This is a genomic window from Pasteurella dagmatis (genome assembly GCF_900186835.1).
In the GTDB taxonomy this organism is placed as follows: Bacteria; Pseudomonadota; Gammaproteobacteria; order Enterobacterales; family Pasteurellaceae; genus Pasteurella; species Pasteurella dagmatis.
Map to the genome: position 1 here is coordinate 1,450,607 of NZ_LT906448.1, position 24,298 is coordinate 1,474,904.

The following is a 24,298-nucleotide window of genomic DNA, read 5'->3' on the forward strand; positions in this document are numbered from 1 at the left end:
TTGATTGACTAATTGAGAGTCTCGTTGCTCACTTTATTTTTTTCTTCTTCGAGTAATATTTGTATCATTTCTGCAATTTTCTGGTCTTGTAACTTCCCTTCTTCTAGCATAGCCTCATTCGCAAAGAGTGATAATTCTGGATCATATAAACTCGCCATTTTCCCCATACCATTACGATCCATTCTAAAATAAAGCTCACCTACTTTCTCTGCAATTTCTTTTGGCATACCTAAATATTCTAATGTGCGTTTACCTGAACGTACTGCGGAATCAAAGGTTTCACGGATGATATCATTTACGCCTTTACCATATAGCCTAAAAGTATGTACTCGATCATAAGAACGAACGACAAGTTTGATATTCGGATTAACTTCTTTTGCAAATTCTACAATTCGCAATGTTTGCTCGGGATTATCAATTGCAACAACTAATACTTTAGCATCTTCAATTCCTGCTTTTAACAAGAGTTCTGGACGACTTGCATCGCCAAAATAAGCTTTAATTCCATATTTATTAATACCGGAGATAGTTGTTTCATCCATATCAATAATTGTTACTTTATAACCACTAAACTGTAAAATACGGTTAATGACTTGCCCAAAACGCCCCATTCCAATTAATAATACTGAATGTTTCTCATCAACATTATCGGCTTCACGCAATGTTTTTACTTTAGGCTGTAAAAATTTTTGCTGTAATATTAGCAATAATGGTGTAATTGCCATCGAAAGTACAACAATTGTTGTCATATTCGCATTATCCACTTCATTCAATACGCCTTGCGAAGTTGCAGCAGAGTAAAGTACAAAGGCAAACTCACCACCTTGTGCCATTAAAAATGCACGATCAATTGCCTCTTGATGATCGCTCTTTGCGATACGGGCAACGCCATAAATAGTCGCAAATTTGACGATCATTAAAACAACTACACCTAATAAGATCAGCAACCAATTATCTGCAACAACTGCCAAATCTAGAGCCATACCTACACCTAGGAAAAATAAACCTAGCAGTAACCCCCTGAAAGGCTCTACATCTGCTTCTAATTGATGACGGAAACTAGATTCAGATAACAATACACCTGCTAAAAAAGCCCCCATTGCCATGGAGAGTCCTCCCCACTCCATTAATAAGGCTGCCCCTAATACAACTAATAGGGCTGCAGCTGTCATTACTTCTCTTGCTTTATAACGCGCTAAAATTTTAAATAACGGATTTAACAGCCAACGCCCAATAGCAACTAAAATCACAATTGAAAGCAAAGAAATACCTATGCTTTGCCATAAAGGTTTATCACTTTCAGTATGAATAGGAGAAAGAAAAGAAACAATTGCAAGTAATGGAACAATGAGTAAATCTTCAAATAATAATACGGAAACGATTTTCTGCCCGCTTGAAGTAGAAAGTTGATTACGTTCTGCTAATTCAGACATGACTATCGCTGTTGATGTCAACACAAAACCTGAAGCACTAACAAAAGAGATTGGCAATGAAAAACCAAATGCGACACCTACTCCCGTTAATAATGCCGCAGCCAAAATAACCTGTAAGCTACCTAAACCAAAAATTTGCTTGCGTAGATGCCATAAATGTGAAGGGTGCATCTCAAGCCCAATGACGAATAGAAAGATGACAACGCCTAATTCAGCGACATGTAAAATTGCTTGTGGATCCGTAAATAAACCAAAACCAAATGGACCAATAATAAGCCCTGCTGCTAAATAACCTAATACAGATCCTAATCCTAAACGCTTAAATAAAGGTACTGCAATTACTGCCGCCCCTAATAATGCAACGACTTGTACTAAGCTACTGGCTCCTTCAGCTGCCATCTTTTTCTCCTACAATATATTCAATAAAAAGTGTGCGTATTCTAGCTTTTTTACTAAAAAAATGCACATAAACATTAAATAGACGAAATAAACTAGCTAAAAATAGACCGCACTTTTCTCACAAAATAAACACTGATTCTAGTATTAAAAACAAGCAAATATCCCTTAGTTATAAAGGTATTTTTATGCTTACTATATAATATGCATTATATTAAAAATGTATCTATCTATGTGATTTTGTGTCGATATGTTAAATTAATCATTGTTCATCACTTACTAACTCTTTCTCTCGATATATTGTATCAAAGGTAAGGATTACAAAATATGAACACCTAAAATTTAACCTCTGAATTTAAGGAAGAAATCATGAAAGTTGCATTAGTATTAGGCAGCATTAGTCAAAAATCGATGACACATAAGATTGCACAATTTATGGTGGAGCAATTCCCAGAAGATATACAATATGATGTTGTACAAATTCAGGATCTACCTCTTTATACACAAGATCTTGACAGTATCACTGTCCCTGCTTATGAGCGTGTACGTGAACAATTAAAAACAGCAGATGCCGTATTAATCGTCACACCTGAACATAACCGTAGCGTACCTGCTGCTCTCAAAAACTTACTTGATATTGGCAGCAGACCATCTGGACAAAATGTATGGGCGGGCAAAAAAGTTGCTGTTGCAACTGCCTCTCCCGGCTCATACGGCGGTATCAACTCAGGCTTACATACACGTCAAATCCTTCAGGCACTAGGCAGTAATGTACTGAGTGCAGAAGTCTACTTAAGCCAAGCACATACTGCATTGAGTGAAGAGGGAAAAGTTATAAATGAACGTACAGCTGGATTCTTAGGGAAATTTGCCGCTAATTTTGTCACTTTCATAAAATAAGGAGATTTGTTCATGAGTATTGATAAGTTTACAGCACTGACGAAAGATGTTGGTGGAATCCCTGTTGCTCGACTTTTACCTAAATCAAGCAAAAAAACAATTGGTGCATGGTGTTTTTTAGATCATGCTGGTCCTGCTGAATTTTCACAAGAATCAGATGGTTTACAAGTTGGCTCACATCCTCATACAAACCTACAAACGTTTACATGGATGCTCTCGGGGGAGGTATGGCATCAGGATAGTTTAGGCTTTCGTCAATTAATTCGCCCTAAACAAGTCAATTTAATGACGGCAGGAACAAACAATTATGGTATTTGCCATACAGAGCAAACACCGGAAAACGTCAAAGATTTGCACGCTGTGCAACTTTGGATTGCATTACCAATGAATAAAGAGATTAAGCCTAATTTTGAACATTATCCGACTCTGCCAGAGTGGTCTGAAGAGGGCATTAATTTTATCTTAACAACAGGTAGCTTTGCTGGTCATACGGCACCCACAACGCAATTTAGCCCATTATTAGGCTTAGATGTACAGTTTACTAAAAAGACCTCGCTGACAGTAAAAGTAGAAAATGGTTGGGAATATGGCGCGCTAGTGATTGGCGGTACATTACGTGTTAATGGTGAAGAATACCAACAAGATGAACTAGCTGTATTAACTGCTTGTGATGAACATGGGACATTTACTTTAGAAGGGGAAGAAGGCTGCCATCTCATGTTATTAGGAGGGGAACCGCTCCCACATCCCACTGTGATTTGGTGGAATTTTGTTGCGGACAAAGCAGAAACCTTAAAACAAGCGGTAGAAGACTGGAATAACAACCATCCTCGATTTGGCCATATTAATCTTGAAGGCACAAAACTTAAACGATTAATTGCTCCTAGAGTACCTGAAAAATTAAAATAACAAAAAAATCGTACTGCTAATATCCTAAAGTGCGGTCCGTTTAAAACACATTTTATCAGTAAGAAAAAAGTGAAAAATAGCTTATTTTTCACTTTTTTATTTCTTTAATTATTGATAAAGATAGACTGCTTGGTAAGGCATTAACGTAACTTTGCTAGTTTCAATTCTATAGTCTCCATAATTATTCATCAAACATATGACTTCCTTATGACACCACTCGGGAGGCAATTCAAATATCTGCTCTACCTCACTTAAATTAGCCAATACAAGTAATTTTGCATCTAAAGTCTGGCGTTGATAACACCACAATAAAGGATGCTCAGGGGCTAAATCTTGATAATCACCTTCTGTTAAAATTGGCAGTTTCTTACGTAATGCGATCAAGCTTTTGTAGGTATAAAACACTGAATTTTTGTCTGCCAGAGCAGATTTTGCATTGATTTTTAAATAGTTTTTTGCCACTTCAATCCAAGGCTCACCTGTTGTAAATCCAGCCTGTGCCGAGTCATCCCACTGCATTGGTGTTCGGCTATTATCACGAGATTTTTGTGCCAAAATTTGCATAATCAATGTTTCATCAATGCCTTTTTTCTGTAATTCTGCATAAGCATTTAAACTTTCTACATCACGATATTGCTCAATAGTAGTGAAATTTGGATTTGTCATACCAAATTCTTCACCTTGATAAATATAAGGTGTTCCTTGCAAGCCGTGTAATAACATAGCTAGCATTTTTGCTGACTCTTGATGCCACTGTTCTTCATTGCCAAAGCGCGACACAATACGTGGTTGATCATGATTACACCAGAACAAGGCATTCCAAGCTTTGCCATACATACCTTGTTGCCAATAATTAAAAATAGATTTCAATTGTACATAATCAGGTTGAGCATAAGTCCATTTTTCCCCATCTGGATAATCGACTTTCAAATGATGAAAATTAAAAGTCATCGAGAGTTCTGTGCCTGCTAAATTGGCATATTTTTGACAGTTTTCTAAGGTTGTCGAAGACATCTCTCCAACCGTCATTAAGCCATAAGGAGTGAGTGCACGTTGATTTAATAACTGTAGATATTGGTGAATTTTAGGTCCATCTGTATAAAAACGGCGACCATCCCCTTCGTAGTCATCTTCAAATTGTTCAGGTTTTGAAATTAAATTCACCACATCTAAGCGCAAGCCATCAATGCCTTTCTCAGCCCAGAATTTACAAATATCAAATAATTCTTCACGTAATTTCGGATTTTCCCAATTTAAATCCGCCTGCTCGGGGGCAAATAAATGCAAATAATATTTTTGCGCTTTGTCAGACCATTTCCATGCTGAACCGCCAAATTTTGACTTCCAATTGGTTGGACTCTCACGCCAAATATAATAGTCGTGATATTCGCTATTTGGGTCCTCACCTTCAACAAACCAACGATGGAAAGTTGAGCTATGATTAAACACCATATCCATCACAATTTTGATGCCACGTTGATGCGCTTGTGCAATTAACTGTTCAAAATCAGCCATACTGCCATAACTCGGATCTATATCACGATAATTAGCGATGTCATAACCATTATCAATTTGTGGCGAAACATACATCGGTGTAATCCAAAGCCCATCAACGCCCAATTCTTTTAAATAATCTAAACGCTTAATAATTCCCTGAATATCCCCAGTTCCACTTCCCGTTGTATCTTGGAAAGATTTTGGATAAATTTGGTAGATAACCCCATTTTGCCACCAATGTTTACTACTCATATTTTTTCCTTATCAACTCGTATTGCACTCAATTTTTATGCCTATTTAAAAAATCATAAAAAACAAACCGCACTTTTCTCACATCTGAAGATAAAGAGAAACTAAAAATCGGCATTAATTTAAAGTACCCGCTTTTTCTTTACGTTTGTAAACAAGAGTAGTGAGAATAAATGGTACGACAATCGCTGTTGCCATCGCTAAAGCATAGACTGCCCAATATTGATGTTGAATAGATAAAATTCCAGGTAAACCACCCACGCCAATACTGCTTGCTAATACACCAGCTAGACCACAAATTAAACCAGCAGCCGTAGAACCAATCATGGCGCAAAGCATTGGAAAACGATATTTTAAGTTAATCCCATACATAGCAGGTTCTGTTACGCCTAAATAAGCAGAGATTGCAGCGGGCACAGAAACCTCACGAGATTCTGCTGTTTTATTGACATAAATAATCGCTAATACAGCTGATGCTTGAGCAATGTTTGAGAGTGCAATTAAAGGCCACACTGGCGTCCCCCCAATACTACCAATCATTTGGAAGTCGATAGCTAGTGTTGTTTGATGTACACCAGTTACAACTAATGGCGCATATAAGAAACCAAATAACGCTGCGCCAATTGGGGCAAAATCACCCGTCATAGCGTGTTTCACAACAAAAGCGACACCATTACCAATTTCACGTCCGATTGGACCGATAATTGAATGTGCAAGGAAAACCGCTAAGATAATAGAGACTACTGGCACAATCACTAAGTTCAAATAATTGGGTACAATTTTAGTTAAATACCGTTCGATAAATGACAATGCTAGCCCAGCCATAATCGCTGGAATCACTTGAGCTTGGTATCCTACTTTTTCAATTGCCATGAATCCAAAATCCCATGCTTCAGGCAGTTGTGATCCTAATGCATAAGAATTCATTAATTGTGGTGAAACTAATGTGACCCCTAACACAATGCCTAAGATAGGCGATGTTCCCATTTTACGTGCGATAGACCAACAGATACCTACTGGTAAAAAGTGGAAAATCGCCTCACCGATCAGCCATAAGAAACTGTGCATACTTGCCCAGAATGCGCTGATATCAACTAGTGTTTTAGTGCCATCTTCAAACATTTTGATGTCACCAATCACATTACGGAAACCTAAAATCAAACCACCACTAATTAGTGCTGGTAGCAATGGAATAAAAATATCAGCTAAATGAGAAATACTGCGTTCATACCATTTTTGATTTTGGCGTGCTGCTGCTTTGATTTGTTCTTTATCAGCATTAGCTAAGCCTGTCTTTTCAAGTAAAACTTTGTAATAATCACTAACTTCCTGACCAATCACCACTTGATATTGACCACCCGTTGCAAAACTGGCTTTAACCATTGGTAAACTTTTCAGCTTTTCATCATCAGCTTTTTTCTCATCGTTTAAGATAAAGCGTAAGCGAGTAATACAGTGGCTAACTGCTGCGATGTTTTTGCGTCCACCAACATATTCAATAATTTTATCTACTGCATTTGGATCAATTTTTGCCATAAGTAGCCTCTTTTACTTGATAATCGACAGGGGAAATAAATTATGGCTTATTATAATTATGTTTATTATTCAATCAATGGGAACGTTCCCATATAAAGTGAATAAAATGAGATCAAGATCACAAATCCAATAAAAAGATAAATAAAGATATTAAATAACTAATCGACAATCGAGACAATAATGTTGAATAGGTTGATGTGCCAATAAAGCAAGTAATTGTTTCACTGCAACTTCACCCACTTGATCAAACCCTAAATCAACACTTAACACCTTAGGAAATAAGAACTGTAACAATCGGCTTTTGCCTACCCCACATACTTGGATATGTGATAAGTGTTGTTCTTGCAGATATTTTAGTGCGCCAATCGCTAAAGTATCAGTGGCACAAACAAGAGCAGAAACTTCAGGAAAAATAACCGCACTTGTGTGATTATATGCCCATTCATACCCTAATCCACCTTGTAAAGAGCAAGGTTGTAAGCTGTATTGTTGACAAAAATGTAAATATGCTTGATGACGGGCATAACCAGTAGTTGTATCTTGATCGCTCACACCTAAATAACTAATCTGACGGTGCCCTTGTCCATAAAGATGGGACATCAGCAAATTTACTGCTTTTGTATCATTATAGTAAATAGAGGAGAAAGTCGTATAATTTCTCGCAATAACAACCATATTATGTTGCCATCCCTCTAAATCACTCTCATCTAACTCACTAAACGCAAATAAAATCACCCCATCAACACCACGTTTTTGGAAAAAGGCTAAATGCTCTCTAACTAATTCAGCCTTAAACTGGCTCTCGACAATAATGGGCTCACATTGTTGAGCATACAATAATGGTAAAACATTTGATAATACTTGATTTTCAGCAGTAGAAGACAGGCGTGTCACAATGATCCCAATCACTCGGTTAGACATACCTCTCATTGCTCTCGCTGATTTTGACGGCTGAAAACTATATTGCTCAATAACCTCTTGTACACGTTGACGAGTTGCCTCACTAACTTTAGGATCATTATTCAGCACTCGAGAAACTGTTGATTTTCCCACCGCACTTAGTCGTGCTATATCCTTAATCGTGAGCTTGACCATCTGCCTTATTTAAATTCCTATAAGTTAAAAAATAATAACAACTCACCCCAATAATACTGCATAAGGCCATTGTTAATAACATAGGCGCAGGTGTTTTCATTGGCATTAAAGCGACTAATGATCCTACAATAGCGCCTGTGCCAAAACGCACACTACCAACCATTGAATTAGCAGTTCCCGCCATTGTCGGGAATTTTTCCAAAATAGATGCCATTGCATTGGAGGAAATCAGGGGATTTTGCCCTGCAAAAATCGCTAAAAAGCACGTCATTGTCCAAAAGCCAAGATCAAGAATAGATACCATAATCAAGCCAATACCTGCGATAAATTGAATAGCTAAACCTACACGTAACATTGTTTCTGTACCCACTTTATTCACGATTTTACCATTCAAAGCAGAGCCTATGGTCATCACACCAATATTGAGCATAAAGAAATAACCAAATTGATCAACAGGAACACCATAAAGCCCCACATAAACAATTGATCCTGCGGTAATTAAGGCAAATAAACCACCAAAACCAAATGCTGAAGCAAACATATAGCCCAATACTTCTTTTTGCTTACACAAACTTAAAAAATTGCGTCCAACAACCCCCAATCTCAGTGGAATGCGTTTTTCTTTATGATGCGTTTCAGGAATCAAGACTAGCACCAATAAACAGGATAGAAGCCCCATAAAACTAATCACATAAAAAATGGAATGCCAATGAAACCAAGAAACCAAATGTCCACCAATAATCGGCGCAAGTAATGGTGCAAGCATAAATACTAATGTGATTGAAGACATAATTTTGGACAACTCATTTTTATTAAATAAATCACGTAAAATTGCGCCAACTAGTACCACGGGAGCGGCCCCAAAGAAGCCTTGCACAAAACGAAGTGCGGTAAAATTTCCGATAGACTGAATATTGGTTAAAATCAATGCAGCAATTGCACTAATCGTCACACCTAACAAAATGATCGGTTTGCGTCCATAACTATCGCCAACAGGCCCCCAAAAAAGCTGCCCAATCGCCATTCCGGCAGCAAAGAAAGTTAAGGTATGTTGTACTTTTTCAGGTGTCACATTCAAATCTTGCGCAATCAATAGAAACGCAGGCAGGTACATATCAACACCCAGTGGAGGAAGCATTGATAAAATACCTAAAGTAACAATAAAAATAGCGCCTACTTTCAATGGCTTTTGTTCAATCAAAATATCATCCTTTATTGAAACTATTAATTTCTTGTTCAGAAAGAGAACGATATCCTCCCTCTTCAAGGGTTTCATCTAGTTCAATACAGCCAATTTTCCAACGATGTAACCCTACCACTTTATTACCCAAAGCGGCAAACATACGTTTTACTTGATGATAACGCCCTTCACTAATAGTTAAATTCACATTGTAATCATCTAGAATTTCTAATTTTGCAGGTTTAGTGAGTTCTTTCTCTCCACGTAATAAAATCCCAGCCTCACACGCTTGTTGATAATTGCTTTCGATAGGATCGGCTAATGTCACTAGATAAGTTTTCTCGCAATGGTGTTTTGGAGAGGTAATACGATGCGACCATTGTCCATCATCAGTTAATAGTACAAGACCTGTAGTGTCTACATCTAAGCGCCCTGCGCTATGTAATTTAGTTGAAAGTGGATAATCAAAAAACTGATAAATTGTTGGATAATCACCATCATCGTGCGAGCACACATAACCTTGTGGTTTATATAACATAATGTATTGCCCTTCCTCAATCCAAGTGAGCAACTCACCATCAAAGCAAATTTCATCTTCAGAATTGACTTTCACTGAGCCATTTTTTTCCACTTTTCCATTCATTGTAACCGCACTTTGTTTCAATACTTTATTGGCTTGTGAACGTGTTAATCCTGTACTTTCTGCTAAAAACTTATCTAATCGCATTTTATATCTTAATCTTTCAAATCATAAACGCTCATATTCTACTACGTTTCATATCCAAAGTGAGATATTTTCCAAACTAAGCAATAGTACTTTGTAACTAAAATATTAATACTGTGTTTTAGCTCACATTTTTTATTCCTATTTTCTTTATAATAGATCATCCAAATATTTATTTATTCACCAACAAGAGGACTCTTTTATGGATGCACAATTACGCCAAGCTGCTCTCGATTTTCACGAGTATCCAACCCCTGGGAAAATTGAAGTTAGCCCAACTAAATCGCTCGCAACTCAACGTGATTTAGCGTTAGCTTATTCGCCTGGCGTTGCCGTACCTTGCCTTGAAATTCAAGCAGATCCATCCGCCTCTTACCGTTATACATCACGTGGTAATTTAGTAGCAGTAATTTCTAATGGTACTGCAGTTTTAGGATTAGGTAATATCGGTGCACTTGCAGGTAAACCTGTGATGGAAGGAAAAGGTGTACTATTCAAAAAATTTGCTGGAGTTAACGTATTTGATATTGAAATTGATGAAAAAGATCCCGATAAATTAGTTGATATTATTGCCTCACTTGAACCTACTTTTGGCGGGATTAATTTAGAAGATATTAAAGCGCCTGAATGTTTTTACATTGAGCAAAAACTGCGTGAAAGAATGAAAATTCCAGTCTTCCACGACGACCAGCACGGTACTGCAATTATCAGCGCAGCAGCAATTATAAACGGCCTGCGCATCGTGAAAAAAGATATTGCGAAAGTAAAATTAGTGGCATCTGGTGCTGGTGCAGCATCCATCGCCTGTTTAAATTTATTAGTAAGCCTTGGTTTACCACGTGAAAATATTATTGTATGTGACTCAAAAGGCGTTATCTTCCACGGCCGTGATGAGCGCATGGATGAAACCAAAAAACTGTATGCTATTGAAGATAACGGTAAACGTACTTTAGCTGAGGTCATTAATGATGCGGATATTTTCCTCGGATGTTCAGCAGCAGGCACATTAACACAAGAAATGGTAAAAACAATGGCTGCAAATCCATTAATTCTTGCGTTAGCAAACCCTGAACCTGAAATATTACCACCGCTAGCAAAAGCTGTTCGCCCAGATGCGATTGTTTGTACTGGTCGCTCTGACTATCCAAACCAAGTGAATAACGTACTGTGTTTCCCATTCATTTTCCGTGGTGCTTTAGATGTCAGTGCAACTGCCATTAATGAGGAAATGAAACTCGCAGCAGTGCACGCTATTGCTGATCTTGCCCTCGCAGAGCAAAGTGAAGTGGTGACATCTGCTTACGGTGAAACAGAATTATCTTTTGGTCCAGAATACCTTATTCCAAAACCATTTGATCCGCGTTTGATCGTAAAAATTGCCCCTGCAGTCGCAAAAGCAGCAATGAATTCAGGTGTAGCAACTCGTCCTATTGAAGATTTTGATGCTTATGTAGAAAAACTCACACAGTTTGTTTACAAAACAAACTTATTTATGAAACCTGTTTTCGCACAAGCCAAACAAAACAAAAAACGTGTTCTCTTAACAGATGGAGAGGAATCTCGTGTCTTACACGCCGTGCAAGAAATTGCTACTTTAGATATTGCAAACCCTGTATTGTTAGGTCGCCCAAATGTAATTGAGCAAAAAATCAAACAATTAGGCTTACACATCCAAGCTGGGCGTGACTTCGAGTTAGTGGATATAGAAAATAATCCATACTATGAAGAATGTTGGACTGCTTACTACAATTCACATAAACGTCAAGGTATCACACCAGCAGGGGCAAAACGCAAAATGTTACACAACCCAACTGTCATTGGTGCCACCTTATTATCACTCGGCAAAGCAGATGCGATGCTATGTGGCTTAGTGGGACCTTACTCATCACACCTTGATAACGTCAAAGCTATTTTAGGTGTACAATCTTGTATTAAAACACCAGCGACAGTAAATGGGCTTGTGCTACCAACGGGCAACCTATTCATCACTGATACTTTTGTAAACCAAAATCCAACTGCGGAAGAATTAGCTGAAATCACGATTATGGCAGCCAATGAAATTCGTCGTTTCGGTATTGAGCCACAAATTGCGTTAGTATCACACTCTAACTATGGCACTTTTGATGACCCAAGTGCGGTTAAAATGCGTGAAGTTTTAGCGTTAGTGAAAGCACAAGCACCAGAGCTAATTATTGACGGTGAAATGCATTGTGATGTGGCACTAAATGAAAAACTTCGCAATACCATTATGCCTGATAGCCCAATTAAAGGTGCCGCAAACTTATTAGTCATGCCAAATATGGAAGCCGCACGTATTAGTTTGAATTTACTTCAAGGTACTGCAACGCCAATCACCGTGGGACCAATTTTAATGGGCATCAATAAACCAACGCACATTTTAACTTCTGCCTCTTCTGTACGTCGTATCATCAATATGGTGGCAATTGCCGCAGCAAATGTTGAAAGTACTTGCAGATAAAAATAAAAAGGGTGGAAATTCCACCCTTTTTCTTCTCAAGAAAATATGAAAAATTTCGCTTAATGATGCAAAATCAATCAGAAATAATGATCTTAATCAAATTTTCTGTTAAAATCTTGTTACTTTTTTGGCAATTCTGCCACCCTACTTTTACTCAAATAAAGGAAATTTACTATGGCTTATACTCTACCAGAACTTGGTTATGCTTATGATGCATTAGAACCACATTTCGATGCGATGACAATGGAAATTCACCATTCTAAACATCATCAAGCCTATATTAACAACGCTAACGCAGCATTAGAAAGCTTACCAGAATTAGCACAAGGCTGCCCAGGTCAATTATTAACTAAACTAGCAGAAGTGCCTACAGATAAATTCACTGTATTACGTAACAACGTAGGCGGTCACTTAAACCACACTCTTTTCTGGAAAAGTTTGAAAAAAGGTACAACATTACAAGGTGCTTTAAAAGACGCTATCGAACGTGATTTTGGTTCAGTAGAAACATTCCAAGCTGAATTTGAAAAAGCAGCAGCTACTCGTTTCGGCTCTGGTTGGGCTTGGTTAGTATTACAAGAGAATGGCAAATTAGCTGTAGTTTCAACAGCAAACCAAGACTCACCTGTAATGGGAAAAGAAATCGCGGGGTGTGAAGGCTACCCATTATTAGGTTTAGATGTTTGGGAGCACGCTTATTACTTGAAATTCCAAAACCGCCGTCCGGACTACATTAAAGAATTCTGGAACGTTGTAAACTGGGATTTTGTTGCAGAACGTTTTGAGAAAAAAACCGAGCACTGCAACTGTTCAAAATAATTGCGCTCGAACATTCTAGCAGCGTATAAAAATCCCCTCATCAAGGGGATTTTTACATTTAGAGTAGCAAATTTATTTTAGATAAATTTTAACCGCACTTTTCTCTAGTTTATGAAGTAGATCACATTAATCTGCTAAAAATGAGTAGAGATACAGCGCTATTTTTTCTACAATTAAATCCTTTATACCCTACTTATTTATCGAGGAGTCATTTATGGATAGAAGACGTTTTCTGCAATTAGGTGCTTGCAGTATTTTAACTTTTACCGCATCTAAATATGTTTTTGCCACCCCTAACAATTCAGCATCACTTCGAGTGATCGCAACCACTGACTTACACAGTTTTTTAACAGATTTTGACTATTATAAAGATGCGCCTACTGAAAAATTTGGTTTTACCCGTGCCGCAACTTTAATCAGACAAGCTCGCAAGGAAGTAAAGAACAGCATTTTAGTTGATAATGGTGACTTGATTCAAGGTAACCCAATTGCTGACTACCAAGCAGCAAAAGGTTATAAAGAAGGTAAAGCGAACCCTGCTATCGAAGTGTTAAATGCAATGCATTACGATGTAGGCACATTAGGTAACCATGAATTTAACTATGGTTTAAAATACTTAGATGATGCAATCGCAGAAGCAAAATTCCCAATCATTAACGCAAACGTAGTGAAAGCTGAATCAGGCGAACCACGTTACCAACCTTATGTGATCCAAGAAAAAGGCATTATGGATGCTAATGGTCAATTGCAAGTCGTAAAAATCGGTTATATCGGTTTTGTGCCACCACAAGTTATGGTGTGGGATAAAGCGCATTTAGAAGGTCATGTATTAGCACATGATATCAAGAAAACTGCGGAAAAATATGTGCCAGTGTTAAAAGAAAAAGGTGCAGATATCATCATTGCTTTAGCACACACAGGGCCATCTGACGAGCCATATAGAGAAGGGGCTGAAAACTCCGCATTCTATCTGGCAGACGTGAAAGGCATCGATACAATCATTTTCGGTCATTCGCACCGTTTATTCCCAAACAAAGAATTTGCTAAATCACCAAATGTAGATATCTCAAAAGGTACAGTGAAAGGTGTACCTGAAAGTATGGCAGGTTATTGGGGGAACAACATCAGCGTTGTTGACTTAGAGCTTGCACAACATGGCGATAAATGGGTTGTTGTAGATGGTAAGGCGGAGCTTAGACCAATCTATGATAATGAGAAAAAAGTTGCAATTGCACAATCAGACGATGAAATGAATGCAATTCTTGCCCCAGTTCACGATGCAACTCGTCAATTCGTTGCTCAGCCAATTGGTAAAGCAACCGACAATATGTACAGTTACCTTGCTCTCGTGCAAGATGACCCAACAGTACAAATCGTAAACCAAGCTCAAAAAGCATATGCTGAAAATGTAGTGAAAAACTTACCTGAATTGGCAGGCTTACCTGTATTAAGTGCAGGTGCACCATTTAAAGCGGGTGGACGTAAAAATGATCCTACAGGTTATACTGAAGTAGATAAGGGTGATTTAACCTTCCGTAACGCAGCAGACTTATACCTCTATCCAAACACATTAGTGATCGTTAAAGTCACTGGTGCACAATTAAAAGAATGGTTAGAATGCAGCGCAGGTATGTTTAAACAAATAGACCCAACAAACGATCAACCACAAAGCCTATTAGATTGGACAGGTTTCCGTACCTATAACTTTGACGTCATTGACGGTGTACAATATCAATTCGATATTACCAAACCAGCACGTTATAATGGGGATTGTAAATTAATTAATGATAAAGCTGAGCGAGTAATCAACTTAACTTATCAAGGTAAACCAGTCGATCCAAAAGCAGAGTTCTTAATTGCAACTAATAACTACCGAGCATACAGTGGTAAATTCCCAGGAACAGGCGATAAACACATCGTATTTGCAGCACCAGATGAAAACCGTCAAATTTTGGCGAACTACATCACTGAGGAAAGTAAAGTACACGGTCATGTGAGCCCAAGTGCAGATAAAAACTGGCGTATTGCACCAATCAATAGCAAAGTTAAATTAGATGTTCGTTTTGAAACTTCACCAAGTGAAAAAGCAAAACAGTTCATCCAAGAAAAATCACAATATGCAGTCAACTTTGTGGGTACTGATGAAATTGGTTTCGCTGTATACCAAGTGGATTTTTCAAAATAATCCATTTTCTCACTCAATTAAAAGCAAAGCGTGATTTACGCTTTGCTTTTTTATATCCAACGTCTCACTTTTTGTTTATAAGAGCGGTATTCTTCTCCAAACAATTTTTCTAGCACTTTTTCTTCTGGCTTAATTTGAAGTTGCGTGATACTAAAAAGAAAAACAATTAAAAAAATGACCGCACTTAAGCTACCAAGCCAGAGCCCCCACGCCAATAAAAGCAATGCTAAACTTAAATACATTGGGTTTCGGCTAAACCGATACACACCACTGACAACCAGCTGACTGGCTTTTTCTAACGCAATGGGATCAACAGTGGTTTTTGCCTGCCAAAATTGCCAAAGGCTCAGTGTGCCAATTGCACCGCTACAAACAAATAGCAATGCAATTGTCCATAAATAACGAGGGAATGAATAAACAGGCGGTAAAAACCACATTACAGTAGCACAAGCTAGAAAAATTACTGGCGGGGGAATGCGAAATTTCATTAATAAACTCACTCAAGATACATTTTTTCTTAATTGATATAGCAGGACTATTTTTATCAGCTTCTGGATACCAATAACGAGAAACACAATAGGATAAAAGAATAATAAAGGCTGCGTACTGAAAAAACTCACTCCCCACATCAATAACACACTCACGGCAATCAACTCGAATACACTGCCTTTATCTTCATAATCCATAAACCAATTAACAATTTGCACAGGAAGCAAGAAAAACCAAATAAGTAATCCTCTTATCGCATACATTAAACGCCATAACATATTTTGCTGTATCAGCTTACTAGATAAGATATCTTTCATCGTGAGCAGTTGGGCAAAATACGCTCTGGCATATTTCTCTAAAAAGAAATTAAAATTAATCCAGAAAATCGCCAATTCTAGTGCATAGTTAGTCATCTCAATAAACATAAAATACATAAAACAAGTCATAAAAATATACACAAAGAGACTCTCTCTCAGTATTCGAGTTGCTAAACTGCTCCAGGATAACAACAGAAGTAAAAAATACACAGCATCAAAATAAGCTGGTATTGCTACCAAATGACGTATCAAAATTAATACAATAGGCAGGCAGAGACCGAAAAGAAAGGCAAGATAACGATTTAACCACATTGTAAAAGGCGATAACAGCCGATAAAAAGCCATCAAGAGTAAGGTACTGATAAACAAAAAGCCTAAAATGAAAACACTAGCAGAAATTAACCCATCAGTGAAATCTGCTTCCGCATAATAAATCATTATGATCAAGCCAATAATCAACTCACCACGAAACATTAAACGCAATAGAATTGCCCAATCGTATAAGCGCTTTATCCCCTTATGTTGCCTCTCAAAAAATTTTCGTTGTGGTTCAGGTAACTCATAAAATAGAAAAGGCGCAATCAGAAAGGCGTAAAGCACATTGAAGATGAAATTTGTGCCTTGATTTAAACGCGCGAGGAATGTGCTAAAAATAGGATATTCAAAAAATCGTGTCGGTTGAGGAGAATGAAGATCAGCTAAGAGAATATATTTATTTAGGTCTTCAATATCATCATAATTAAGTCTAAATTGGATTTGATAATCATTGTGCCAGTTAAAATAAGAAGACCATTGTGCCCACAACATTGGATTGTCTATATTATTCTCTCGTAAAAAACTTAAAAATGACCAAGAAACATCTTCACTCTCTTCAATCGGTAATTTAGTGAGTAGATTCTGTATTTCTCTCCATTTCTCAATCAGTAAAATATCACCGCCCTGCTTGAACCAACGTTCAATGATTTCAATCAGTTGAGAAGCACTGATATGCTCATAAAAGAGTTCCGATGTATCCATTACAGCATTAATGCTGGATGCTTCGGCTGGATTATTTTGTTCAGTGGTACAATCTGGAGTTGAACCTGCATCCTGTTTATTTATATTAGAGAGAAATTCAGATTTATTGAACCAAGCAGAATACACATCATCAAAACGAAATTCGTTTTCAAATAACTGTGCTGTATTTTGCTCTTCTACAAATTCACAACCTGCATTTTTTTCATTTTCGCGAATATCTATATCGTCATCGAGCCAATTATTTTTATCCTGAGAATCATGTTGGCTTGCAAAATAAGGCGCCATCATCAAGGCATCATCGAAAGCCTCTCGCAAGCGTTGATAGGCCTCAGGGTCGTCATCTGGACGTGTGATTTTTAGTTTCTTTGCATAAGCACGCCGAATTTCCCTCTCGTCATAAGTCGGCTCGATCCCTAAAATAGTCCAACAGCTCATCACTTATTCTCCCGCTATTTATAGCAACCAACCACTATCATAGCGAGATAGAAAATCACCAAAATGTTTTCGTGCTCGTCGTATTTGCGTGTCATCTTGTGAATCCAAAGCACACAAGAAATAGCCCATCTGTTCACTAATCATTTGTCGATTATCGCCTAAATATTCACTATATAAACGTTTCGCTTTTTCCAGTAAATAAATATTTTGCTCTTGCTCACGTGGATGCACTTTAAGTGCGGTCAATTTTTGGCGAGATTCTACAATTTGAGCATCTGTCAAATTTTGTGCATTTTGTTGGAAAATATTGGAGACTTGTAAATTGATTTCTTGGTTGCTTATATCCACTTCCAATAGCCCATTGGAGTCATAGCTAAAACGTACATCAATCGCAATCTCTCCCGCAGGTTTCGGAGGAATTCGGATGCACATCTCACCTAAACGCAAATTCTCTTTAGCTAATGGGGACTCACCTTGTAAAACTTCAAATAAAATTTGGGTTTGGTTATCAGTCACTGTACTAAAGGTTTGCACACGAGAAACTGGCACAGGCATATTACGTTCAATAATCGGTGCGAATTGCCCCTCAATACGTCTACCGTCTGCCAAATAACGTACAATATTGGTGCCTAAAGAAAACGGCATTACATCTGTTAATACAATCTCTTCAACACAATGATGACGAGCAATTAAGGCGGCTTGTACTGCAGCGCCTCTTGCAATCGCCTCATCAGGGTTAATACTAGCTTGAGGAATACGTTGGAAAAGTTGCCCCAACATATTACGAATCATCGGCATGCGTGTTGCACCACCAACTAAAATCACTCCCTCGATTTGATTAGGTTTCAATCTTGCATCACGCAAAGCTCGTTCCAAAGGCTGACGAAGTCGGAATAATAAGGATTGAGAGGCTTGTTGAAATTCATTTAACGTGACTTTAGCTTGATGTTGCTCACCATCGAGTGTCAAACAAATATCCACATGTTTAGATTGACTTAGCACCCGTTTGGCATTCTCAAAAATCTGCCAGTATTCATTGCTCTCTTGAATTTTGTAGTACTCTTTCTCATTTAAAGTTGTACAATTTTTTAAAAAACAATGGGATAGCACTTGAACAAAATCTTCACCGCCTAAATGATTATCCCCTGCACTAGCAGAAACTTGAACGACACCATCAAAATAATCCAAAATCGACACATCAAATGTGCCACCACCAAGATCATAAATTAAGAAACGAGTATCATCAGGCTTTTCTTGTAAATTATAAGCAAGCCCTGCTGCTGTGGGTTCATTTAGTAAACGTAGAACATTTAAGCCTGCCATTTGTGCAGCTGCTTTTGTCGCTTGACGTTGAATAGCATTAAAATAAGCGGGAACAGTAATCACCACATCTTCAACGGGTTCCCCTAAAAAAACTTCAGCATCTTCCTTCAGACTTTTCAGAATAATTGCGGATAATTCTTCTGCTCGAAAACTTCGTTTTCCAAGCTTGAAAATTTTATCGGTGCCCATAAAACGTTTAAATGCAACAGCACTTAAATGTGGTTGAGTAGCTAATCGCTCACGAGCAGAAAGCCCAACAAGTAAACGGTCATCATCACTTACACTGATGACTGATGGCGTTAAATAATGTCCCAACTTATTCGGAATTAATCTTGTTTCACCATCAACAAATTGTGCAATGAGGCTGTTTGTAGTACCTAAATCAATACCAATTTGCAATGCCATTTAAACTGTCCTATCTACGAAAAAGCGTCACATAATAAAAAAGGCTTGGAACTTAAACGCCAAGCCTTATTAAATATAATTATAAATTATTTAACCGCACTTTCAACCATTGAGCCTCTAACGGAGAGGCTTTTTCTTGGGCTTTTTCATAGTTTGTTTTCGCAGAAACAATATCACCTTTTGCGAGGGAAATATCACCCATTAGAAGATACTTTTTGCTATCCCAAACATCTGACTTCACTTTATTTAAGCTATCTAATGCACCATTATAATCATGCTGCTGGTATTGAACTGATGCTAAACGTAATGATGCAATTGAAGCTAAAATATCATCTGGCGCATCTGTAACTGCTTGTTTTAAAGTTTTTTCCGCTAATGCATAGAATTGTTGTTCAACTTCAACTTTCGCTTTATTTAATAACGCCAAAGTTGAATAAACATTCTTACCGCTTTCTTGTACAAACTGCTCAATGTCTTTATTACGTTCAGTCAAATCTGTAGTATTGCGGTAAATTAAATACTCATAAGCTGCAGAAGTTTGCTGAGTTTTTGTAATTTGGTAACTTTTCCAATAATTCCAACCCAAAATTGCAGCAAAAGCTAAAATCACAGAAGCAATTACTGTTTTGTGATTTTCACTCCACCACGCTTTCAGCTGATTCAACTCTTGTTCTTCTTCAATTGTATAAGCCATTTTAGATCCTTATTCGATTACAAATTATTCTTAATGTATGCAACAATTTCACTTAATGCAATAGTTTGCTGTTCGGCTCCGTTCAGTAAGTGTTTCACTACAACTTGCTGATTTTGAACCTCGCTTTCTCCAATAACTAGTGCAAGTGTTGCTCCACTTTTATCCGCACGCTTAAATTGTTTTTTAAAATTACCACCACTGCAATGAGTCATCACACGTAAGTGAGATAATTCAGAACGCAGTGTTTCAGCTAATCGAAATGCCGCCAAAGTTGTACCTTCACCTTGGTAAACAACATAAATATCTACCGCACTTGGCAGTAAAATGTCTTTATTCACCTCTTGCACTAACAACACTAAACGCTCTAAGCCCATTGCGAAACCAACACCGGTAGTTGAGTGTCCACCAAGTTGTTCTACTAAGCCATCATAACGACCACCACCGCAAACAGTACCTTGTGCACCTAATGCTGAAGTAACCCATTCAAATACGGTTTTATTGTAATAATCTAAACCACGCACTAATTTTGGGTTCACTTCGTATTGAATACCAATCGCATCGAGCAATGAACAAAGTTGTGCAAAATGCTCACGGCTGTCATCATCTAAATAATCTAATAATTTTGGTGCTTCATTTAGTACTTCTTGTAATGCTTGGTTTTTGGTATCCAAAATACGTAAAGGATTCTTCTCTAAACGTTCTTTTTCTTCGTCACTTAGTAAATCAACGTGCTGTTGTAAGAATTCTACTAATGCTGAGCGATAATTTTTACGTGCTTCTAAGGAACCGATTGAGTTAAGTTGTAAGGTCACGTGTTCAAAAATACCCAACTCTTTCCATAAACGAGCAGTCAATATAATTAATTCTGCATCGATTTCTGGATTAGGAATACCAAACACTTCAACACCTGCTTGGTGAAATTGACGATATCGACCTTTTTGTGGACGTTCGTGACGGAACATTGGCCCCATATACCATAAACGTTGTTCTTGGTTATAAATCCAACCATGTTCAATTGCCGCACGCACACACCCAGCAGTGCCTTCAGGGCGTAAAGTTAATTGCTCATCATTATCCCAAAATGTGTACATTTCTTTTGATACAACATCCGTGACCTCACCGATTGCACGTGCAAATAACGGTGTACTTTCCACTATTGGCATACGGACTTCAGAATAACCATAATTTTGTAAAACTGACCGCACTTTGCCTTCCACCCATTGCCACAATGGGCTTTCAGTTGGGGAACAATCATTCATACCACGAATTGCTTGAATTGTTTTTGCCACAATAATGTCCTACTTCTTTTCTCTTATATTTTAAATAATTCTATTTTTGGGATCCTGTGCAGCAACACGCGCACGGATTTTTGCTTCTAGTTGATTAATTAAATCATCGTTATCGAAGCGTTCTTTTTGGCGTTCGCCATCTAAATAATAGCCACTTTTTTTGTTGCCGCCGGTCACCCCTAAATCAGACACAAGGGCCTCACCCGGTCCATTTACCACACAACCGATAATAGACACATCCATTGGTGTAATAATGTCTTCAAGACGTTGTTCAAGTGCATTTACTGTGCCAATCACATCAAATTCTTGGCGTGAACAAGTTGGACAAGCAATAAAATTAATTCCACGTGAACGAATACGTAATGATTTTAAAATATCAAAACCTACTTTAATTTCTTCTACAGGATCCGCAGCTAAAGACACACGTAATGTATCACCAATACCTTCTGCTAAAAGCATGCCTAAACCGACCGCACTTTTCACCGCACCTGCACGCGCACCACCTGCTTCAGTGATACCTAAATGCAATGGCTGTGAGATTGCTTTCGCTAACAAACGGTAAGATTCAACAGCTAAGAATACATCCGATGCTTTCACGCTCACTTTAAATTGATCGAAGTTCAAACGATCTAAAATTTCCACGTGACGCAATGCTGACTCTAATAATGCTTCTGGGGTTGGCTCGCCATATTTCTCTTGCAGATCTTTTTCTAAAGATCCTGCATTAACCCCAATACGAATTGGAATATTGTTATCACGCGCACAATCTACCACAGCACGAATACGATCTTCACGACCTATATTACCAGGGTTAATACGCAAGCAATCAACACCGTATTCCGCTACTTTTAATGCGATACGATAATCAAAATGAATATCTGCCACTAATGGTACATTCACTTGTTGCTTAATTAGTTTGAACGCTTCTGCCGCATCCATTGTCGGTACAGAAACACGAACAATATCTGCACCAACACGCTCAAGTGCTTTAATTTGAGCGACTGTAGCGTCCACATCAGTCGTTCTGGTGTTTGTCATTGATTGCACTGCAATTGGTGCATCACCACCCACTGGCACATTGCCAACGTAGATTTTTTTTGATTCTCTACGTTTAATATTTGGTTTTGCTAACATCTTAGTTTGCTACCTTTATTTGCCACATTATTGTGGTAACTTAAATCTTGCTACGCGACCATCCACTTTTAATGGATAAGCTTCGCCTTTATAAGTGATGTTTACATTGCTTGGCGCACCCACGATTAACGAGTACGGACCACCTTCGTTAAAGCTTAATACATCACCTTGTTTATATTCTTTTTGTGCTAAAACACGACCATTTTTATTCTTCACGCTGATCCAACAAGTACCTGTCACTTCAATATATAGCTCATCATTTGTGACTGCTGCGACAGGTTGGTTTTCGGCTAAAACTGTCGTATTTTGTGAATCATCTAATTTCGCCATTTCTGCTTTTAATACATCAGCAGAAGTAACTGGCTGTTCATCTTGTGGATTAATCACCACAGGCGTATTTACTGAATTAATATTTGTTGCAGTTTTAGTCACTTCAGTTAAAGGCAATGTCACAACTGGAATACTTAACCCAGAACCTTCCACAGACTGTCTTTCAGTATTAGTTTGTGCAGCAGGAACTTGATTTGAAGATGTTTGCATTGGTTGAAGCTGGACAGCTTCTGTTACTGTCGACACCGCACTACTCACGGTAGCTGTCGCAGGTAAAGCCGCGACAGCATTGCCCGAATCACTAGTAGATGAGGGTTGAATACTTGTTTCCGCATAATTTTGCACTAAATTATCACGCTCAACATTAGATTGTTGATAGCTTTCCCACCACCAAAGTCCTGTCATTCCGGCAACAACTAAAATCACGATTAAACTTAACCAACCGATCCAACGATTATGAGAGGAATATTGATTGACTGCTCTTGTTGCACGTGCATTTTTTCCGAGATCATTAGTAAGATCATCACCAAAATTCACACCAATCCAAATTGAATCTGGTAATCTTAAAAATTTCGCATAATTTTTAACATATCCTTTCATAAAGGTAGCGGGTATCGCTTTATGAATAAATTCATTATTTTCAATATGTTGTAGGATAGACGGTCTCAACGCAATCTGCTTAGAAACGTCTTCAATGGAAAGGTTTTGCGCTTCACGAGCTTGTCGGAACTTATCACCTAAAGTGATTTCGAGTTTCTCTGTATTGTTGATTGCCGTAGTCATAACCATCCTAATGCGATTTAAAGAAATTTAAGTACCAAAGTTTAAAGTTGTAAAGCAGGTTTTGCAATAGTTATTACATAGATAAAACCTTTCAGTTGGCTATTTTACAAAGGAAAAAGACTATTTTAAGGTTTTAGGAAGTTTTCTGACTCGGCTTTCATCAATATTCATCAATTTCTGCACAGCGTGTTGATAAATTTCTGTATTTCTTTGTGCAAAAGCACAAAGAGCCATATTTTCATAAGTATCTGCTTGCTGATAATAATTTTTACTTTGTAACGCTTGTTCAAAATGTGCATACGCTTGTTCAAACTTGCCTTGACTACACAAAAATGCACCGTAATTATTTAACACATCTCCTTGCTGTGGGCTCAGTTTAATCGCAGTTAAATAAGCATTAGTGGCATTTTCAGCATCACCTTGTTTTTGATAAAAATAAGCTAATGCTGAATGAACTAAATAAGAATTTGGTGAATGCGCAAGAGCTTTATCAAGGTTTTTCTTAGATTGCACAAAATCATTTTGAGCTAAGTAACCTAAACCTAATTCCACTCTCGCTTTTGCAGCTTGCTCTAAATTCACAGTCTGTTTTTCTGATTGTGAAACACAAGCACAAAGAAAAAGAGAAAAAATGCTCGCTATCCATAATTTCAAAGTGCGGTTCATTTTTTCTCCTTTTT

General features: G+C 37.8%; 19 protein-coding genes. 5 read left to right on the top strand and 14 right to left on the bottom strand.

The features are described 5' to 3' along the window. Positions 1-8 precede the first annotated feature (8 nt). On the bottom strand, positions 9-1,832 hold the full coding sequence (locus tag CKV78_RS06630) for a monovalent cation:proton antiporter-2 (CPA2) family protein (protein WP_005763169.1): 1,824 nt from the start codon (positions 1,830-1,832) through the stop codon (positions 9-11). Between the two features lie 366 nt (positions 1,833-2,198). Here CKV78_RS06630 and CKV78_RS06635 point away from each other — a divergent pair, with 366 nt between their 5' ends. Both CKV78_RS06635 and CKV78_RS06640 read left to right on the top strand, forming a co-directional pair. Beyond that, entirely contained in the window at positions 2,199-2,729 is a 531-nt protein-coding gene (locus tag CKV78_RS06635; RefSeq protein WP_005763170.1) for an NADPH-dependent FMN reductase, read from the top strand. Positions 2,730-2,741: 12 nt separating this feature from the next. Further along, on the top strand, positions 2,742-3,638 hold the full coding sequence (locus CKV78_RS06640; RefSeq protein ID WP_005763172.1) for a pirin family protein: 897 nt from the start codon (positions 2,742-2,744) through the stop codon (positions 3,636-3,638). Between the two features lie 108 nt (positions 3,639-3,746). On the opposite strand, the gene treC is transcribed toward CKV78_RS06640, so the two are convergent. The 5 genes from treC to rsuA all read right to left on the bottom strand — a co-directional run bounded on the left by treC (position 3,747) and on the right by rsuA (position 9,922). Then, positions 3,747-5,387 (bottom strand): alpha,alpha-phosphotrehalase, encoded by a 1,641-nt coding sequence (treC, locus tag CKV78_RS06645; RefSeq protein ID WP_005763173.1) that lies wholly within the window; start codon positions 5,385-5,387, stop codon positions 3,747-3,749. Positions 5,388-5,501: 114 nt separating this feature from the next. Then, positions 5,502-6,920 carry a PTS trehalose transporter subunit IIBC gene (gene treB, locus CKV78_RS06650; protein ID WP_005763177.1) on the bottom strand — a complete coding sequence of 473 codons (1,419 nt, stop codon included), beginning with the start codon at positions 6,918-6,920 and terminating at the stop codon, positions 5,502-5,504. 150 nt (positions 6,921-7,070) lie between these two features. Continuing rightward, complete coding sequence (gene treR, locus CKV78_RS06655) at positions 7,071-8,015, bottom strand: trehalose operon repressor TreR (protein ID WP_005763179.1); 945 nt, start codon at positions 8,013-8,015, stop codon at positions 7,071-7,073. After that, positions 7,996-9,219, bottom strand: a complete 1,224-nt coding sequence (locus tag CKV78_RS06660) for a Bcr/CflA family multidrug efflux MFS transporter (RefSeq protein WP_050397012.1) — start codon at positions 9,217-9,219, stop codon at positions 7,996-7,998. Before CKV78_RS06660 ends, treR begins: the two co-directional genes overlap by 20 nt. 1 nt (position 9,220) lies before the next feature. Then, positions 9,221-9,922, bottom strand: coding sequence for a 16S rRNA pseudouridine(516) synthase RsuA (gene rsuA / locus CKV78_RS06665; RefSeq protein ID WP_005763183.1), 702 nt, complete (start codon positions 9,920-9,922; stop codon positions 9,221-9,223). Positions 9,923-10,121: 199 nt separating this feature from the next. On the opposite strand from rsuA, the gene CKV78_RS06670 reads away from it, so the two are divergent. From CKV78_RS06670 to cpdB, 3 genes are all read left to right on the top strand, one after another. Further along, a complete protein-coding gene (locus CKV78_RS06670; RefSeq protein WP_005763185.1) occupies positions 10,122-12,398 on the top strand; it encodes an NADP-dependent malic enzyme in 2,277 nt (758 codons plus the stop codon). 174 nt (positions 12,399-12,572) lie between these two features. Then, a complete protein-coding gene (sodA, locus tag CKV78_RS06675) occupies positions 12,573-13,217 on the top strand; it encodes a superoxide dismutase [Mn] (RefSeq protein WP_005763187.1) in 645 nt (214 codons plus the stop codon). A 214-nt stretch (positions 13,218-13,431) separates the two neighbouring features. Further along, the gene (gene cpdB / locus CKV78_RS06680; RefSeq protein ID WP_005763189.1) at positions 13,432-15,402 is read left to right on the top strand and encodes a 2',3'-cyclic-nucleotide 2'-phosphodiesterase; all 1,971 of its coding nucleotides are present in this window, start codon (positions 13,432-13,434) and stop codon (positions 15,400-15,402) included. Between the two features lie 50 nt (positions 15,403-15,452). Here the strand turns inward: cpdB and CKV78_RS06685 are convergent, their stop codons facing one another. From CKV78_RS06685 to pilW, 8 genes are all read right to left on the bottom strand, one after another. Further along, entirely contained in the window at positions 15,453-15,890 is a 438-nt protein-coding gene (locus CKV78_RS06685; RefSeq protein ID WP_032855337.1) for a methyltransferase family protein, read from the bottom strand. 12 nt (positions 15,891-15,902) lie between these two features. Then, positions 15,903-17,660, bottom strand: coding sequence for a J domain-containing protein (locus tag CKV78_RS10570; RefSeq protein WP_005763192.1), 1,758 nt, complete (start codon positions 17,658-17,660; stop codon positions 15,903-15,905). An 18-nt stretch (positions 17,661-17,678) separates the two neighbouring features. Next, complete coding sequence (locus tag CKV78_RS06695) at positions 17,679-19,388, bottom strand: molecular chaperone HscC (RefSeq protein ID WP_005763194.1); 1,710 nt, start codon at positions 19,386-19,388, stop codon at positions 17,679-17,681. Between the two features lie 79 nt (positions 19,389-19,467). Continuing rightward, complete coding sequence (locus CKV78_RS06700; protein WP_005763196.1) at positions 19,468-20,082, bottom strand: YfgM family protein; 615 nt, start codon at positions 20,080-20,082, stop codon at positions 19,468-19,470. A gap of 17 nt (positions 20,083-20,099) precedes the next feature. After that, positions 20,100-21,371, bottom strand: coding sequence for a histidine--tRNA ligase (gene hisS / locus CKV78_RS06705; RefSeq protein ID WP_005763198.1), 1,272 nt, complete (start codon positions 21,369-21,371; stop codon positions 20,100-20,102). A 30-nt stretch (positions 21,372-21,401) separates the two neighbouring features. After that, on the bottom strand, positions 21,402-22,505 hold the full coding sequence (ispG, locus tag CKV78_RS06710; protein WP_005763200.1) for a flavodoxin-dependent (E)-4-hydroxy-3-methylbut-2-enyl-diphosphate synthase: 1,104 nt from the start codon (positions 22,503-22,505) through the stop codon (positions 21,402-21,404). A gap of 27 nt (positions 22,506-22,532) precedes the next feature. After that, positions 22,533-23,618, bottom strand: a complete 1,086-nt coding sequence (locus tag CKV78_RS06715; protein ID WP_032855339.1) for a RodZ domain-containing protein — start codon at positions 23,616-23,618, stop codon at positions 22,533-22,535. A 120-nt stretch (positions 23,619-23,738) separates the two neighbouring features. Next, positions 23,739-24,284 carry a type IV pilus biogenesis/stability protein PilW gene (pilW, locus tag CKV78_RS06720; RefSeq protein WP_005763205.1) on the bottom strand — a complete coding sequence of 182 codons (546 nt, stop codon included), beginning with the start codon at positions 24,282-24,284 and terminating at the stop codon, positions 23,739-23,741. Between the last annotated feature and the right edge of the window lie 14 nt (positions 24,285-24,298).

What these genes read in the sequence shown, in the direction of transcription:
- CKV78_RS06630 (WP_005763169.1), bottom strand. Translation starts at nt 1,832, where the DNA reads ATGGCAGCTGAAGGAGCCAGTAGCTTAGTACAAGTCGTTGCATTATTA.
- CKV78_RS06635 (WP_005763170.1), top strand. Translation starts at nt 2,199, where the DNA reads ATGAAAGTTGCATTAGTATTAGGCAGCATTAGTCAAAAATCGATGACA.
- CKV78_RS06640 (WP_005763172.1), top strand. Translation starts at nt 2,742, where the DNA reads ATGAGTATTGATAAGTTTACAGCACTGACGAAAGATGTTGGTGGAATC.
- treC (WP_005763173.1), bottom strand. Translation starts at nt 5,387, where the DNA reads ATGAGTAGTAAACATTGGTGGCAAAATGGGGTTATCTACCAAATTTAT.
- treB (WP_005763177.1), bottom strand. Translation starts at nt 6,920, where the DNA reads ATGGCAAAAATTGATCCAAATGCAGTAGATAAAATTATTGAATATGTT.
- treR (WP_005763179.1), bottom strand. Translation starts at nt 8,015, where the DNA reads ATGGTCAAGCTCACGATTAAGGATATAGCACGACTAAGTGCGGTGGGA.
- rsuA (WP_005763183.1), bottom strand. Translation starts at nt 9,922, where the DNA reads ATGCGATTAGATAAGTTTTTAGCAGAAAGTACAGGATTAACACGTTCA.
- CKV78_RS06670 (WP_005763185.1), top strand. Translation starts at nt 10,122, where the DNA reads ATGGATGCACAATTACGCCAAGCTGCTCTCGATTTTCACGAGTATCCA.
- sodA (WP_005763187.1), top strand. Translation starts at nt 12,573, where the DNA reads ATGGCTTATACTCTACCAGAACTTGGTTATGCTTATGATGCATTAGAA.
- cpdB (WP_005763189.1), top strand. Translation starts at nt 13,432, where the DNA reads ATGGATAGAAGACGTTTTCTGCAATTAGGTGCTTGCAGTATTTTAACT.
- CKV78_RS06685 (WP_032855337.1), bottom strand. Translation starts at nt 15,890, where the DNA reads ATGAAATTTCGCATTCCCCCGCCAGTAATTTTTCTAGCTTGTGCTACT.
- CKV78_RS10570 (WP_005763192.1), bottom strand. Translation starts at nt 17,660, where the DNA reads ATGAGCTGTTGGACTATTTTAGGGATCGAGCCGACTTATGACGAGAGG.
- CKV78_RS06695 (WP_005763194.1), bottom strand. Translation starts at nt 19,388, where the DNA reads ATGGCATTGCAAATTGGTATTGATTTAGGTACTACAAACAGCCTCATT.
- CKV78_RS06700 (WP_005763196.1), bottom strand. Translation starts at nt 20,082, where the DNA reads ATGGCTTATACAATTGAAGAAGAACAAGAGTTGAATCAGCTGAAAGCG.
- ispG (WP_005763200.1), bottom strand. Translation starts at nt 22,505, where the DNA reads ATGTTAGCAAAACCAAATATTAAACGTAGAGAATCAAAAAAAATCTAC.
- CKV78_RS06715 (WP_032855339.1), bottom strand. Translation starts at nt 23,618, where the DNA reads ATGACTACGGCAATCAACAATACAGAGAAACTCGAAATCACTTTAGGT.
- pilW (WP_005763205.1), bottom strand. Translation starts at nt 24,284, where the DNA reads ATGAACCGCACTTTGAAATTATGGATAGCGAGCATTTTTTCTCTTTTT.